Annotated in this window: 2 protein-coding genes; both read right to left on the reverse strand. The window is 36.3% G+C overall.

Features of this window, described 5'->3' with window-relative positions; genetic code table 11:
- Positions 1-79: 79 nt before the first annotated feature.
- Entirely contained in the window at positions 80-16,723 is a 16,644-nt protein-coding gene (locus NH26_RS03270) for a PKD domain-containing protein (RefSeq protein ID WP_084812047.1), read from the reverse strand.
- 208 nt (positions 16,724-16,931) lie between these two features.
- Positions 16,932-17,996: a PorP/SprF family type IX secretion system membrane protein gene (locus NH26_RS03275; RefSeq protein ID WP_084812048.1), complete on the reverse strand. Its 1,065-nt coding sequence runs from the start codon at positions 17,994-17,996 to the stop codon at positions 16,932-16,934.
- Positions 17,997-18,276 lie beyond the last annotated feature (280 nt).

The following is an 18,276-nucleotide window of genomic DNA, read 5'->3' on the forward strand; positions in this document are numbered from 1 at the left end:
TATATTTATGCATGAACTATTTATAGGATGTTAAATGAAAAGGTTGTCTCATAAAGAAATGTGACAACCTTTTCTATTGCTATCTTATCAATAAGATACTTCCTTGTTTTTCTAAAACAGAACCATCTTTTTCTGAAGTATATCGGACGGTGTAATTATAATTACCCGACATCATTAGTGCATTTTTATAGGTACCGTCCCATCCATTTCCAACAGTACTTGCTTCAAATGAATTGGTATATTCTCTATGGAATATTGATTCGCCCCAATTGTTATAGATATGTAAATCGATATCAACCGCATAAGCAGGTTCTAATAAGAACTCATCATTATTACCGTCTCCATTTGGAGTAAATGCATTAGGAGCAAATAATCTCGCTGGACAAATTTGATTCACATGAATAGTATCCACAGTAGAACATCTTGTGTCGTGTGTTTCATCAATGACCATGACAGTAAATACACCCGATCTATCTTTTGTAACTACTCTAGTTGATTCCCCTGTGTTCCAAGAGTAAGTGAAATTATCACCTTCAACTGCGGCTATTTCTAAAATATCACCAAATTCAAAACAGAAAGTAGTGTCTTGTAATACACGTTTAGGGTTAGGATAGAAGGTAGCGGTATAATCATGGCTATACTCACATCTAGTTCCAGATTCATGTTCTACAATTGTTTTTAAAGTATAAGTACCACTTTCCAATACTTCTATGGTCGGTGTGGTTTCACCAGTACTCCATTCGTAAGTCTGAACCACTCCAGGATATTCTGGTACTCTACCATCAAATGTAACAGGGTCTGTTTCACAAGACTCGAAGTTAAATCCATCAACAACATCAGGAACAATATGTATAGTAACATCTTGCGTTGTTGTACATCCAATAGTATTGGTAACGGTTAGTGTATACGTGGTCTCCTCAGATGGACCCACATTTATAGTTGCTGTGGTTTCTCCGGTAGACCAAGCGTATGTAACAGGTACATCCGTTGTATTTGTGATTTCTGTAGTGCCCTCAGTACAAATCCAAATATCTGTTGGCATAGTAAGTACTGGCGGAGCAGTAACCGTAATACTGTCTACATAAGTATTAGTACATCCTCCTGCATTGGTTACTTGCATTAATACGGCAAAGGTACCTGCTTCAGGGAATTGGTAATTCGCATCAGTGGTTCTTGTATTGTATACCCCAAAGTTAGGTCCGGCATTTTCATCATAGTTAAAGTCCCACTCAACAGTTTGTATTGCATGGTTTCCACTAGAGGCTAATTGAGGGGTAGTATTCATAAATGAAGCAATATCACCAAGACAAATATCATTCACTGTAAACCTTGGGCTAGGAACTTCATAGATCTCTACATTATAATTTGCAATATTTGATACACAACCTGATGGAGTTGTAATTCTCAAGTTAACGGTATGTGTACCTATAGCGTTGAACGTATAAGTGATATCTCCATTCGATGAATCATCATACACACCATCATTATTAAAATCCCATTCGTATAAACTATTTGGCTCAGGAGAGATAGAATTTTCAGTATTAAAAGTAACTACTTGACCCTGGCAACCAAATCCTCTATCAGGAACAAAGCTTGCCGTAGGTGTTCTATAGAAAGTGATTAATGTTGTATCGCTTGCACTACAAGTACCATCTAACTTATTACTTACCTCTAAGACGGCTTTTGCAGTTACCTGATAAGCACCATCATTAAATACAGGATCCGCAAAGGTAGCTCTATGAGAAACTAATCCCGTTTGAGTACTTACCGAACCTCCATTAATATCAATTAATTGCCATTGATAATCCATTCCACTCCAATTGACTTCAGATGGTTGAATTGTAAAGATTTGGTTATCACAACCCGTCAATCCTGTTTGAGGAAGCGTCACTTCAGGTGTTCTTAAGAAAGTGATAAGTTGTTGATCGGTTGATGTACCACAGTTATTAAATGTATTTGTAGTAGTCAAACTGATATGTGCTTTCACATAAGAGGCATCCGAAGGTATGGTATTGATCGTGATATTAGGAGCATAATCACCGTTACTGTTGATACCCACTGAGGCTCTTGTATCATTATTTTGTATATCAGTGTCCAATTGATCGACTGTCCAATTGTAATTGAAATTATTGATGTGCTCTTCATTAATAGGATCAACGATTGCTGTTGTTGTATTACAACTTAATAAAGAATCGTTGCCTAATAATGCCATCGGTGTTCTAAAGAAGGTAATGTCAATAGAATCTGATGCTGAATTACAATAAGGATTACTTTGGTTACCGATCGTCAGTTTATAACGAGCAGTTACTTGTGCAGCTCCTTGTGGGAACTCAGGTGCAGACAATACCATTTGATAATTAGAAACAGTAGGTGTTTCAACTAGGTTGATACCAGAGTGATCAGAAACATCACTAATTAACTGCGTTCGTTCCCAAGTATAATTAAAATTGTTGACTTCACTTTGAGTAGGTCTAATGGTAATGCTTCCACTTTCACATGAGGTAATAGGAGAGGCAATTAAACTAACTGTAGGTTGCTTATGGAAACGCACCGTTGTGGTTTCAGTATCTGCACAACCGCTCACTCTATGTGTGGTTACTAATGTTAAAGCAACTTCGATATACGATGCACCTGTTGGGAAAGAAGGATTATTTAAAGTGAATTCATGCCCTCCAGTTCCTAGAGAAGTAGTATCAATGGTACCTGAATTTAATCCTAAGTCATCTGTAATAGTATAAGACCATACATAATCAAAGTCGGCGACTAATTCCTCACCTGTTTGGATCACTATATTTTGATCTTCACAAATATCGCTAGCACTAGCGGTTAATGTATTTACAGGAACTCTGTAGAATTCAACTACATCATTCTGAACGGTAAAACAAGAATTGGTTTGATAAGCATTTCTTGCAGTAACATCAACATTTACCTCTACAGTACCAGAACCACTATCAAAAGTGAGCCTATTCATTTCTAGACTATCGTAATTTGATAAGGTATCAATTGTACCGCCATTTACAGCATTTAATGTCCATTCAAATACATAGTTACTTCTTTGATCAGCCGTTATTGGGAATGTTAATGCCTTAAACATCGCTTGAGTACCACATCCAATAACATTGGTATTAAGGGTAGAGGCCAATATTGGAGTTTTGAAGAAACTAATCGTAATTTCTTTAGTAGTTACACAGCTATTTGTCGCCAAAGGATTCATATTGGTGATCTCTAATTCATAGGTCACATCAATTTGAGTTTCTCCTTGGTTGAATATCGGAGTATTGACTACTAAGTCTTTTACATTAGGATTTACTTCAGTCACCGTACCATTGATTTCAGTAAGCTTATTCCATCTATACTGATAATCGGATACTACTTCTGCAAAAGGAGAAATACTAATTTCAGTCGCACAAGAATCATTACCTGCTTTTGTTGCAGTGAAATCAATATCAGGAACTCTAAAGAAAATCAGAGTATGTTGTTGATTGTCTCCACAGGTAGGTCCGTTAGGGTTATTAACGGCTAGATCGAATGTGATTTCAACTTGAGAACGACCGTTCATGAAATCATCATCATCAATATGTAAACTGATATTTTGATTGTTATCCTGACCGTTGATAATATCTGCAGTAGTACCATTGAACCCATCGATTGAAGGAATAGTCCATGTATAATCAAATCCATTGATGGTCTCATTTCCAAACGGACGAATCGTAACAGTATCTAAAGCACATTCCGCATGATTATCTGTAAACGATATCATTGGCTTTCTTGCTAAGGTAACGGTGTAAGATGTATCAGCACTACAGTTATTATTTAACTGATTTTGCGCATCAAGATCTATTTTTGCAGTGATAAGTGCCGCTCCATCAGGGAAATCATTTGGATCAGTATCAATAGTTAATGCTCCTGGAATTGAGGTATCGAAATTCATCAGATTACTGATACTAGACGCATTATCTGTATAAATACTATCGATACTCCAATTGAAGGTGTAATTGTCAGGTCGTTGTTCAACGGTCTGAAGAGTAAGATCAGTATCATCACAGACATTAAAATTAGAAGACGTAAGTCCCAACATTGCTTCACGATCAAAAACAACCGTTACCTGATCGGAGGTAATACAACCATTATCCATATTCATCACTTGCAATTCATAAACTGCAGTAACTCTCACTCCCGTATTAGGGAAGGCAGGGTTGTGATCTAATGTAATAGTGTGTGTATTTAATCCGCTCTCAATTGGAAAAATACTTCCAGCTAATAAATCAATACCATTGTCAGTTAGAATACTTATTCTATTCCAAGTGTATTGATAACCTGGGTTGTTAGCTTCAGTAGGGAATAACACCACTTGAGTACCTCTACAGACAGGACTTAGGTTTAACAAGGAAAGATCCGTCTGTGGTGTTCTAAAGAATGTAAAAGTAAACGTTTCCGTATCTGTACATCCTCCCAACTGATTACTAACATCTAATTGATACGTCACATCAATTCTATGACTTAAAGAATCGAATGCAGTGACAGAGAATTGTAAGTCTTGGCCAGCATTGGTACTTAATGTATCAATACTACCACCATTAATAGCTACTTGCGACCAAGTGTAACCGAAATTTGGAATTACTTCTGTTCCAAAAGGACGGATAATGTTGATTTGCTCACAGGCAGAAGAGTCTAAACTTTGAGTAGCCGCTATGATTGGTATTCTATGGAAAACAGCATCAATAGTATCTCTACTTGCACAGCCCATTGAGTTATTATTTTCGACAACAACTTCATAACTATACGTCATCTGACTTGCCCCTGTAGGGAAGAACCCTGTTTGATCTACTGGAGTATTCAACACCAATGCATTATTTAAAGGACTAATTGCTGGAGCAGTCAAAGGTTCTGCATTAGGATTATGATCTGCTAATGAACCAATCAAATTCCAATTATAAGTGAAATTAGGAATGTGATTTTCTATGGTGTTAAGAGTTAAACTACTGCTAGAACAAGTAGGGCTAATGCTTGCAATTGTGGCATCAGGTGTTCTGTAGAAAGTAAAGCTGACTGTTTCTGTATCATTACAAGTTGTCGATTCTGAGTTTTCTACATAAACAGTATAGGTAACATCTATTTGATTTGAAGTTGGATCAAAGACAGGTTGATCGAAAGTAACCGTTTGATCAGTGGTTGATGAAAGTGAAACAGTACCACCATTCACACTCACAGCCGTCCAAGTTGTGGTGAATCCGCTAATGTCTTCATTATCAAATAAAGTGATGGTATTGGTGTTATTACAATCTAAAGCTCCTAATGATTGAATTACATTAATATATGGAGTTCTAAACATGCTAAAGTTGATATTTTCAATATCATTACAAATGAAGTTACCGAGCGTATCTTGGTTACTTACTGTTAAGGTATAATCAGCAACAATTTTATGACTTCCAGAATCATAGAGAGATTTCGCAAATTCTATATTTTGTGTTGATGCTGTATAAGGTCCGTTAATAACGATATCACCACCAATAACACTGATACTATCCCAATCGTAATCGAAACCATTGATTGTTTCAGTACCAAGACTGCTAATCAAATTCACCGTATCACAACCCACCATATTTTGGTTGATTACAATATCAGGCTGACGGTAGAAATAGAATCTAAACGCAGTATCTTTCTGACAAATGGTATTGGCATTGTTTTGTACATTCAAGGTCACATCAACTAAAACAGTATCACTTCCTGCATTAAATACTGGATTGTTTAAAGTAAGATCTTGACCTATAAGGCTAGTGTTGGTAATACTACCTCCGATAGGATTTATAGTCCAATTAAAATCAAAATTTCCTGAAACGTTTTCACTGCCATATGAAGTGATGATATTTTCAATTCCACATGCTGTTAAACTTTGTTGGATATCAATAGTGGCAGGGCGATAGAAAATAAGATTTGTATCTAAAGAAGCGACACAAGAATTCTGATCTGAATTTTGAATCTCAATGGTCATAGGAATAACAATCTGATTACTTCCATCAGCAAAAGCATTCATAGGAATATCAAGAGAGAAATTCTGGTCGTTCACTTGGTTATTGATACTATCAAGAACGGCTTGTGGAAGGGTAGCCCCATCTGCACCTGCTCCAGTTATATTGAGAGCATCCAACGTCCAAGTATAATCATAACCCATAGTATGAGGAATGTTTTCAGTCAATCCTAAAGGATAGAAATCGATAGATAACCCACAATCACCATTTGTTCTTTGTTCAACAAAAGCAGTGAAATCAGGTTGACGGAAAAGGGTAGTCGATAAACTCGAAGAATCGGTACAAGCAGCACTATTTGTATTGAATGACTTGAAACCATATTGAGTATCGATACGGGTAGCATTCGTTGCAAAAGTATCCACCGTTATGGTGAGATCTTCATCTGTTAAACTAGAAGTTGTAATACTACCTCCGGTAATTGATAATTGCGACCACTGATTGGTGAAGCCAGTAATGGATTCTGAAGCAAAAGGTATCATGGTTAATGCATTACTACAACTATCATTGGCTAATCTTGTGTAGGTAAGATTGACAACTGGTTCACGGAACAAAGTGAAATTAAATGTAGTATCATCATCACACATAGAAGCACCGGAGTTGAGCATCGTAATGGTATAATTAGCATCAATTTGAGAAGCACCCGGGCTAAAGCTTCCTACATTAAACGTCACATCTCTATTACCATCGGGCGAGGCAGGGATTGTAGCTACAGTACCTCCACTAATTGTATTCTGATTCCAATCAAAATCTACATCATTCAACATTTCATTATGAGAAGAAACATTGATAGAACTTTGACAAGCGCCTGTTAAGTTGGTCAATTGTATTTCAGGCGTTCTATAGAAAATAAAACTCACTGTATCTTCATCATAACAATCGTTCGATAAAGTATTGATCACTCTCAATTTGTAATGCACATACATGATAGACTCTAAGGTGTTGAAGCTATCCACTTGTACATTTAATTCCCTTTGCGCTAAAGCGGAATTGTCTGTAATTGCACCATTTCTAATAGAGTCAATAGACCATACATAAGTGTACCCATTGACATCCGTAGGGAAAGGAGAAGCACTAGCTATCCAATCACATTGATTGGCCTTTTGTGCTAAGAAAGGATTTTGAATATCAGGTGTTCTGTAGAAATGTATATCAATAGTTTCAACATTAGTACATGACATATCTGCTGGAGCTAATTGATTTTCCACTCTTAATTGTAAGCTGATAACAATATGAGATCCTGCATCATCAAAATCAGCATCAGTGACACTAAAAGTTGTGTTTTGAGTAGAGTAAGTATCACCTGCATTATAAGTACTACCATCATATCCAGTAATACTTGTGATGTCCCAATAGTAATTATAGCCATTGATTACTTCCGTATCAAAAGGCTGAACAGTAGTTGCTAAGTCACATGAATCCGTACGAGTTTCTGTTAGGTTGATATCAGGGTAACGAAGGTATTGGAATAAGATCGTAGTATCGGTTGTTGAGCAAGCTGCTAAATTTGGATTAGAGTGTTTCATTTCCAAAGTCATATTGAACTGAATCATGTTACTGCCATCAGCATAAGCAGCATCAGGCATTCTCAATTCCATATCTTGTCTATTAGAATAATAGCTAATAGAATCCATCACAGAACTAATTAATACTCCACCTGTAGCTCCTATAACAGACCCAGGATCTAATGTCCACTGGTAATCAAACCCACTACCGTGATTAATGACTTCATACATACCTAGAGGCTGAGCTCTGAATAACCCTCCACAAAGGCCAAATGGATCATTTTGACCATACATTGAAAAATCAGGATTTCTATAAAGAATAAACTCAACTGTATCTGTATCTAGACAAGTAGTGGAAATAGTATTTTGAGCAATCAATTCATATTGAACAGTAATTTGAGTAGAGTGGAGAGCAAATGTATCTACCACCACTTCCAAGACATCAGCATTGGCCGCAGAATTTTGGGTAACTGCACCACCCGTTACAGATAATTGTCGCCATTGTCTATCAAAAAGTGGTAATGCCTCACCATTGAAAGCTTCTATTGTTTCTATTTGAGCACAAGAATCAGCCCTTGTCGATAAGAATTCTATTTCAGGTTGACGATAAAAAGTCAAATTAAAAGTGGAATCATCATCACAAGTATGTGCAGAACTATTGGTAATGGAAACAGTATATTGAAGATCAATCTGAACAGCATCGGCAGTCCAAGTGTCAACATCCACAATAAATTCACTATTGTTATTGGTAGAATCAACCGTACCTCCAGTGATGTTATCTAAATGCCATATGAACGATTCGCCATTATTCGTAAACGCTTCATTCATTGTAGAAAGAGTAATACTAGAATTTTCAACAGCACAAGCAACTGACATATTAGAGAAGGTAATCTCTGGCGTTCTATAAAACTCAAAGTTGACATTCTCTTCATCATAACAAGAAGGAACTTCTGAGTTGAAAACTCTTAACTTATAGGTTCCATCAATTTGTAAACTATTCGTTGCGAATGAATCTACATCTAAAGTAATCTGACGGTTGGCTAAAGAAGTATTGTTAATTGCACCTCCGTTAACTGTAACAGGAGTCCACACATACATAAACCCATTGATATTGGTAGGGAATGGTTCAATGGTACCTATATGATCACAATTAGACAATTTATGAAAGGCAAATCCAGGGTCAATAATTGGCGTACGGTAGAAAGTCAAAGTATCATAAGAGACATCCTGACAAGAAGTGTTTCCAGCATCTAAAGCATTATTGACATCCAATTGTAAGGCTATCGTAATTTTAGATTCCGTATCAATAAAATCATCATCAGAAATAGTAATACTAATATCTTGTGTATTGGCTAAGTTACCAATGCTTAAATCATTGGCAGGGTTTCCATCATTTCCGTCATACCCTGTAATGTCAGTAATCTGCCATTGATAGTTGAAACCTGCAATTGTTTCTGTGCCAAAAGGTTGTAAAGTGGAAGCGTAGGCACAACTATCTACTTTCACTTCTTGCATATCAATTACTGGAGGACGCTTAAAGCTTAAAGTAATGGTGGTGTCTTCTGAACAAGTTACATTAGTGTCTGTATGTTCCATATGAAGATCTAAAGACAATAAGATCTCATTACTACCATCTGCAAAAGCAGTAATCGGCATGATTAATCCAAAGTTTTGATCATTTACTTTATTCGTAATTGAATCCATAATGGCAGTTGGAAGGGTAGTACCATCCGCTCCGGCACCAGTAACATTATCAAAGGTCCAAGTATAATCAAACCCAGTGGAATGATTGATAATTTCGGTCGTTCCTAAAGGATATGCAAAGGCATATAATCCACAGGCATCTAAAGGAGTTGTAGCGGTGTAATTATCTACATTAGGTGTTCTATAGAACTTAAATTCTATGGTATCAATATCAGTACAACCAAATGAATCGGTATTTCTAGCAGTTAATTCATAGGCCACCACAATGTAGGCGGTATCTTGATCGAAGGTATTTGCAGTAACCGTAAGGTTTTGATCACTTAAAGATGATGTAGATACCGTACCACCTCTTACATATAACTCTTGCCAAGTATAGTTGTAACCTGCAATTACTTCTGTGCCGAATGGTTGTAAAGTATTGACTAGCGCACATGAATCTGTTCTTGTTTGCACAAAAGTAATATCAGGTGTTCTGTAAAATGTAATATCAAAAGTAGAATCGTCATCACAAGCACTCATGGTACTATTCATAATCTGGAGATTATACTGAGCATCCAATCGGTGTGAGCCAACATCAAAATTATCTACTTCAATAATGTATTGATTTCCATTGTTGGTTGAATCGATAGTACCACCGGTTAAGCTATTGACATTCCAAAAGAAGGTCGCACCACTTAAAGCTTCACTATTCGCTGTTATAGTATCCGTTAAAATACAATTGATAGATGACGGAGTGTAATCAATTTCTGGTGTTCTAAAGAATTGAATGGTATAAGATTCTACATCCACACAAGTAGGAGAATTAGTATTACTCACCGTTAATTCATAAGTGGCAGTAATAATAGTTTGATTCAAATCCCAACTTGCAACTGTTAGGTTGATATCTTTATTATTTAATGCATCTTCAGATAAAGTACCACCAGAAATAGAGGTTTGATTCCAAGAATAGGTATACCCAGAAATGACTTCGGTTCCCGATGAAATTTCTGCTTGAGCTGCACAAGCATTTCCTCCTAATTTTGTTTCCGAAAAGTTGATGTTTGGTGTTCTATAAAAAACTAAATCAAGATTACGATTTAGTCCACAATGAGGATTAGCATCTGAACCGTTATTAGGATTCTGTTTCCTGACTCTGTTATTCATCCTAACAGTAAATTCAGACGCTCCATTTGTAAAGTCAGCATCTGTAAATGCCAGGGTTCTTGTTTGATTGTATGAATCGGCAATAGCAGCACCTGAGTATCCAGAAGTTACACTCACCGATCTCCATCTATAATTGAAATCTAAAGTTTCTGTATGATGGTTTAAAGTCACAGATAAATTACATGGGTCTACTCTAGGATCAGTTAAAGTGAAGTTTCTAGGTATTCTTTCTAAATTGATCGTTAGCGTAGTATCCTCCTGACAAGTAGAACTATAAGTGTTTTCTACTAATAAAGTGATTTCAAAACTTAGATTCACCGAATCATCAACAAAGTAATCTTCCGTTAGTGTTAAACTTAAATTTTGATCACTTGTATTTGTAGTAACTTGATTGACTAAATCCCCTAAAAATGCAGGATCAACATTGTGATCAGCTACATTACTTGTCATACTCCAAGAGTAGTTGTAGCCATTGCCGTGAGGTAATGATTCTGTATCAAAAGGAGTGAAACTAATTGTGTATTCATTTCGATCAGCAGTACTACAGATAGGTACATTTTGTCCCCAATCAGAATAATCAGGTTGTCTGTAGAAATAGAATTCAATACTGTCTCTATCAGCACCTCCAATTGAATTGGTTACATCAATATAATATTTAGCATGAATACGTGTACTTCCTGCATCAAAAGTATTTGGGGTGATCGTGAAATCTTGTAAAGAAGGATCAGTGATGTTCACTGTACCGCCAGAAGTAACAACATTACTCCAAGCATAATTAAAGCCGCTAATTATTTCCGTACCAAAAGGTTGAGCGACATAGGATGCTGAAGTGCCACAATCTACTAAAGTAGTATCTAAATCAATTCTCGGTACTCTATGGAATTGTACATCTACCGTATCATAAGTAGTACAGGCAGTAGGGAAGTTATTATCAATAATTTCTAATTGATAACGAATGTCGATCACACTTTCTCCATTATTAAAATCCGTTTCGTCGGTATCTACTGTAGCATTATGAATATTTAAAGCTGATTGGGTTACTGTACCGTTGGTGGGTCCTGATAAGACAGACCATTGATAAGCAAAATTGGTCATGTTATTGGCAACTGGCCTTAATTGAACGGTTACATCATCATTGACAATTATACTATCTTGACCAATTTCTGGATCTGGATTTTCTCTAACATTAACGGAGATATTGTCAACGTCATTACAACCTCTTGCCGTAGTCACAATAAGACTAACATTATAGGCTCCTGCTGTTGCATATGTATGTTGTGGATCTTGTGCATTAGAAGTGTTTCCATCTCCAAAATCCCAATACCATGCAATGATGTCGTTTACATTGGCAGGAATATCACCTGCTCCAATAAATGTAGCTAAGTTGGTATTATCTACTGTTGAACGATCTCTGAACTGCATGGCTTGACCCAAACAAACTTCATTTGGAACACCATCAGACAATCTTTCTGCTTCTAATTCAGAATCTGGATTGTTAAACATGTACACCAAAGTGTTATTGGAGTTGGCTACAAAAGTATGAGTACATCCTTTATTGGTAGTAACAGTCAAACTTGTTGTTAATACTTGGTCATTACCAATTAAAGAGCCATTGCCATCTAATTGAGTAGAAAAATCGATGGTTGGAAAACGGTGGGCTAATGTGTCTGTACCACCAAAATCAATAGTACCATTGGAATTGAAATCCCAATCCCAACGTACTATTTCATCATCGGTTACAGGAGTAATAGTCGAATTATCAACAAAGGCTACATTACTGGTTTGACAGACATTTTGATAAGTAAAATTGGCTGTCGGATTTGCATTAATCACTACATTATTTTCAGTGAATGTATCAATACATCCATCCGCAGATGTGGTTCTTAAATTGACAATGTAAATCCCTTGATTAGGGAAAGTATAAGTAGTCACACTATCAGTTGTGGTAATGTCGTAGGTTCCATCGTTATCAATATCCCATTCAAATTGAGCAATGGGAGCATCATTATATATACCAAAATCGGTAGGTCTAGCATCTAATGTTGTGGGAGATCCTTCACAGACTTCAGTATTGGTGAAGTTTGCCACAGGAGTAGCGTTGTAAATAACACGTATATCATCGGACATCATACATTCTGTCTGACCGGTACTATTATTTGTGGGATCAATTTTATCAATATAATTGGTTACAATTCTAGCTTCAATTCTATAAAGCCTTCCTGTAGCTACATTAGGATTTACAGTCCAAGGAGTAGAGTAACTAGGTCCATGTATAAAAGTGACATCAGGATCAGTACCACCATCAGCAGCACTAATTAAAGTTCCATCCACATACCATTGGTATTCTAAATCCCAATAGTACATGTATTCTGTAGTTTCAATGGTATCTGAAGTATTGTATGAGCTATTCCAAGCCATATCCTCTACATTCAAATTGTAGCTACCAATATCCGTACATAAAGTAATGTCATTGGATGATATATCAGGACAACTTAATACCGTCATATCTCCTGAGTATGCTGCTGGATAAGAACAGCCGTTTTCATCAATGAAAGTCAAATTAGGAGTGAACGTACTAATAGGAGCCCCTCCCAAAGTAGAGCTATAAACGAAAGTATTTAAACTATCTGTACCCAATTGACCATCACCAGAAGACCATTGGTAAATTGTATTGGTAATATCAGTATTTGGATCATCAACAGGGAAGGCAACCATCTGAGTAGTAGCGGGAGCAAATCCTATTTTCTTAAGAATTTCATAACTACCTGAAGTACCGCCAACAGTAATAGATATAGGAACTGCTGTGTGCTGACATCCGTGATCATCAGTTACAGTTACTGTTGCATCATATGTACCTGGCGAATCATAATAATGGGTTACTGCACCTGTGGTTGTGGTGGCATCTGTACTTCCATCGTTATCAAAGTCCCATTCCCAAAGTGCTATATCTACATCATATAAATTATTTGAAATATCTAAATCATCTCTTCTTTGAGTGTTCCCAGCAGTTTCATCGGCATTATCCCTAAAACTTACAAAACCAGGACAAACCAAATTAGTTACGTTAGGAGTGAATCTCGCCTCTAGTTCTCTCATTGTAGGTACTGTGAAAACAAGGTCTTCATTATCAGAACAACCATTTTCATCAGTTACTTGCACAGTTAATGTATAAGCACCAGCAGGAAGAGATAATCTAGCTTGATCATTAGTTAAAGTGTTTGGGGTAATTTGACCAACTCCAACACCACCCGTAAAGAAATCAATAGTGGCAGTATTTAAATTGTATACTTCGTTTGCATCTAAATCTAAATCAAGTACTGTGATTACTTCATCACAGATATAATCAAAAGAAACGAAATTACTATGAGGATTTGGGAATGTGAACTCAGGTTTAGTAACCGTTATGTCATGTGTGTAATTGGCAGAACATCCATTAACAGTTAATACTAAAGTAATGGTATGAGCAAGGCTTTGTGGTGAGTTTGGTGTGGTAAATACTACTCCTGTTAAATCAGGAACAATACCACTTCCAGGAACAGTACCTGATGCTTGAGAAGCTCCATCAACAAACCATTCATAGGTGGGGTTGGTAGGAGAAAACATCAAATTAGTACCTTGGAAGGTGAGACTTTGATTAACACAAGCGGTAGCAGCCCCAGTTACGGTGACTGATCCACCTGTGATTTGAATTGGTCCTAAAGTTTCAGAGAAAGTACATCCACCAGCTGTTGTGACGGAAACTGTTCCATTATAATTACCTGGTATGGGAAATGAAGTATTGACAATACTCGTATTACTAGCAAAATTAAATTGTATTGTAGGGTCTGCAATTTGAGTGAAATTCCAATTATAAACGGCTCCTAAATTGCCATCACCTGCATCAAAAGTTAAATTTTGATTGATACATGTGCCTGTTGATGTAGAAGGGGTTGGAGCAAGTATCGGAAGTGGTCCAGGCATGACTATCGTCGTGTCTTCAGCATCCGAACAACCATTACTAGGTTCTGTAGCCGTAATTCTAACATCTACGGTCGAACTTTCAGGAATTTCTCCTTGAGGATACCCCACAAATGTAGGGAAGGTAGGTTCAGCTAAGAAATTATGATTTTCATCTTTAGTGACAACTGATGACCAAGTAACTGCGTCAGTAGCACCATTACCGGGTGGGTCAATAATTAAAGTCCATTGATAATCAGTATCTGCTGTACCTAAAGAATTATTGATGAAATTTAATACAGTAGGAGTACAATCATCGGTAGTCAATTCATGTTCAGCTTCCGATGGATTAATCGTCACAGTTCTTGTTGTTGGTTGACCTGTACATCCATTAATTACAGCTCTAATACTTACTTGAAAAGTAGCAGGTAATGCAACACGATTATCATCTACAATATCTCCATAATAAAATGAGCCATTTCCACTTGGTCCGACAGTGACCCAGTTTAAATTACCAGCATATTGATATTCATAAATAATAGGGTAATCACCAGACAAACCAAGTCCGGCTGTATCTGCGTTGGTTGTAGTAGAAAAATTGACAGTCGTACCAATACATATCGTAGTGGGGTTGACATTTAACGTAGGGAAATCAAAGACTTCACCTACTTGATAATTATAAGGAGTAGAAGTATAAGAACATCCAGCATTATCACCAATTGGATCTAAAGTGACTGTATGTTCAATTTCGTAAAGACCATGTGGAAGGTTTGTAAAAGTTAATGGGTTATTGGTGTAGTTAGTAGATACACCTGTATTCGTATTTAATACATCCCATGATTCTGAATTAACGGTAAAAGGATTTGCAATTGTCGCTCCTGTACGGTCTGTCCAAGTAACGGATGGTGTAAATGTATCGCTTGAAGGTTCACAAGCAATGATAGGACCTGTTACATTAATATTTAGCGGAGCAGAATAAACTTCGATAGTATTTAATGCACAATTATCATTAGGATCACCTGTTTGAGCATCAAACCAAAGTTCTATATTATGAAGACCAAAACCGGATACATTCAATGTATCGGTCATTTGATTGGCGCCTTCAGGAATACCACCATCTACTACCCAATAAAAATCAGTTACATTTTGTAGATTGATCGCATTGACAATTACTGAAAAGTTATTGCTACAATAATCAACATCATTAGCATTGATTGAAATACCAGCTTGAGGTAAAATAGGGATCGATTGAGTGTCAGTAAAAGAACAACTATTATCGACAATACCATTTATACTAGCATCAATATTGACAACAATAGGAGTAGGAGTTGCATTACTATAAGTATGGCTGGCTATATCACCAACATTTATTGTTTCAATAGTTCCATCTCCCCAGTCCCAATCAATAGTACCTCCTGTGAATAAAGGATCAATTGGATTAGGATTGTAAGTAATTACATGAGTATTACATGTACCTGAAATAACAGCAGCTTGGTAAAGAGAACTTACATCTCTAAATGAAATGGTTTCTGTATCTGTAGATGTTCCATCACAATTGTTCAAAGAAGATGCTAAAGAAACAGTAAAGTCTGATCCACCTCCTGAATTAAAAGTATGTGAAATGGTAGCGGTATTGGTGGTGTCAAGGGTGCCATCACCAAAGTCCCAATAATACGTAGGACTTACAGAACTACTATTCACATCAATAGATGAAGCTGTAAAAGTAACTAATTGGGAGGCAGCACAACTTATAGTTTGTGAGGCTGTGAATGTGGATGTAAAAGGAGCTTGGACAGTTAAAAAATTAGTTTCACGATAGATGAATGAACATCCATCAGAACTTGTACCACTAAGTGCAACTTCAAATTGACCAGGGTTATTTACGGTAATGACTGCGGAATCACCGTTGACAGTGTATAATTGATTATCAACTAAGAATTCCATGGACGAAAATGTACCTGGAGTGGTATTGTAGAGGGTTACATTATCATCTACACATACATTTGTTCGATCGGCATAAAAAGACCCACTAGGTTGATTGTAAACTACTATAGAATTAACGGCTGTACTCAATGTTACGGTGCCGTCAACATCATCATCATAAGTAACAGAAACACTATATAACCCAGGTGTGTTAAACTGTTCGAATGGATTAGCTAAGCTTGAAAAAGGCGTAGGAGTGCCTCCTGAAATGATAGACCATGAATAATTAGAGTAGTTATGCCCAGACTGAGGGCTTACACTAAATTGAATAGCGAGACCGCCACAACCATTAATAATTTGATTGGGATCAGAATAAGTAGTGCTATTATATTCTCTAACAATAGTTTGTCCTAAAAGATGATTACTCAATAATAACAGTGTACATGTTACCATAAAGAGCAATGATCGTAATAACGACTTGTTCATAGCAATTAGTAGTTCTTGTAATTATACAAATAAGAATGTGGGTCGTAGATTCTCTTTGTATCCTGGGTTAATAATTTGCTTTAGGTGGTTTAATAGTTATACGGGTACATACTATCAAACGACTATATAATAATTTACAAAAAACTACTAATTGTAAAGATTAGATGTAAGAAATGTAAAGAAAGAAAATATATAAATTGCACTATTCTTATAGAATAGGGGATGGACAAGGTAAATCCATAGGTTTACGTTTTGGTTTTTTTCGATAGTCCTTGTACAAATTAAAAGTATATTGAAGACTTATTTCATGAGAATTAGCATGTTGTTGTGGTAAGTCTGACATGGTTATATCATAGCTATATCCAAAGTTTAAGTTTCCCATTTTGATACCTGTGAGAAGTACAATCGCATCATGATTGACAGCATTATCCTTTTCTGCTGATTTAATAAATGGTAGACCTCTATACCATACTCCTAGGAGTAATGGTTGGTAATGGAAGTAAGCACCAAGGCTTAACTGATCACTTTTACCTTGTGATTGATAATGCATAGCAAGAGTGATAGACTTCTTTTTATAATTGGGGATATGGGTACGATGTCCTTTATATTCTAATGGTATCATGTAGCCACCTTCTATCGTTAATCTTGAAGGTAAGAAACTACGTTCACCAATAAATGAAATGTTTGGTCTGTTCATGTGATAATAACCAATACCAACCCAGTATTTCTCTCCATATAACATGACTCCCGAATTTACATCAGCGTATCCTTTTTGAGATTGAATAAATGTTTCGTTAGAAGCTCCTCCAGTAAAACCAAACGAATCTAACTGATCATTAAAGACTAGCGCTGAGACATCTAAGTTATTTTGGCCGTACCCAACTTGTAGTCCAATGTTCAATCCCATGTATTTATTAATAGGGATCGTATATGAACCCGATGCTGTAAAAGAAGAGTGTTTTAAGGGTGTTCCCTCGTTTACACCATAATTATCATTTTTGATGATAGCCCCTAAAGAAAATCGTTTGTATTTGAAATTATGATCAAAAGAGGCAATAAAAGATTGAATCCCAGCGGGAAGTCCAACCCATTGATTTCTGTAATTGACAATGGCTCTCGTTTCGCCGGTACTACCTGTAAGTGCAGGGTTTAGGTACAATGGTGTTGCGTAGTATTGCGAGAATTGTGTGTCTTGGGCATTAATGTTACTACTAATTATTAGGCAAATTGTAGTAAGCAAATAGCTGCAATAGTTTTTCAAATTAGGTCTCATTTTAAAAGTAGGTGGTTTTTATATGGAGAACATAATCAAGAAAAAAATCGTTTCTTCTAAAAACAGAAAACTATTACATGCATTTGGATATTGAGTGTACTTTATTTTGTGTTTTGAGTTCCTTGAAAATTAGATTATTTATAGATGATATTACTTTTAGTAATTTTAGAGTAAATATAAATATATTGATATAATAGGGGTTTGTGATTTAGATTTCTTTCAGTTTTGCCTCAATTCTTACTATATAAAAAAACTGCTGATAAATACTTTAAAGATCTAT

The sequence above is a fragment of the Flammeovirga pacifica genome (assembly GCF_000807855.2).
Classification (GTDB): domain Bacteria; phylum Bacteroidota; class Bacteroidia; order Cytophagales; family Flammeovirgaceae; genus Flammeovirga; species Flammeovirga pacifica.

What these genes read in the sequence shown, in the direction of transcription:
- NH26_RS03275 (WP_084812048.1), bottom strand. Translation starts at nt 17,996, where the DNA reads ATGAGACCTAATTTGAAAAACTATTGCAGCTATTTGCTTACTACAATT.
- NH26_RS03270 (WP_084812047.1), bottom strand. Translation starts at nt 16,723, where the DNA reads ATGAACAAGTCGTTATTACGATCATTGCTCTTTATGGTAACATGTACA.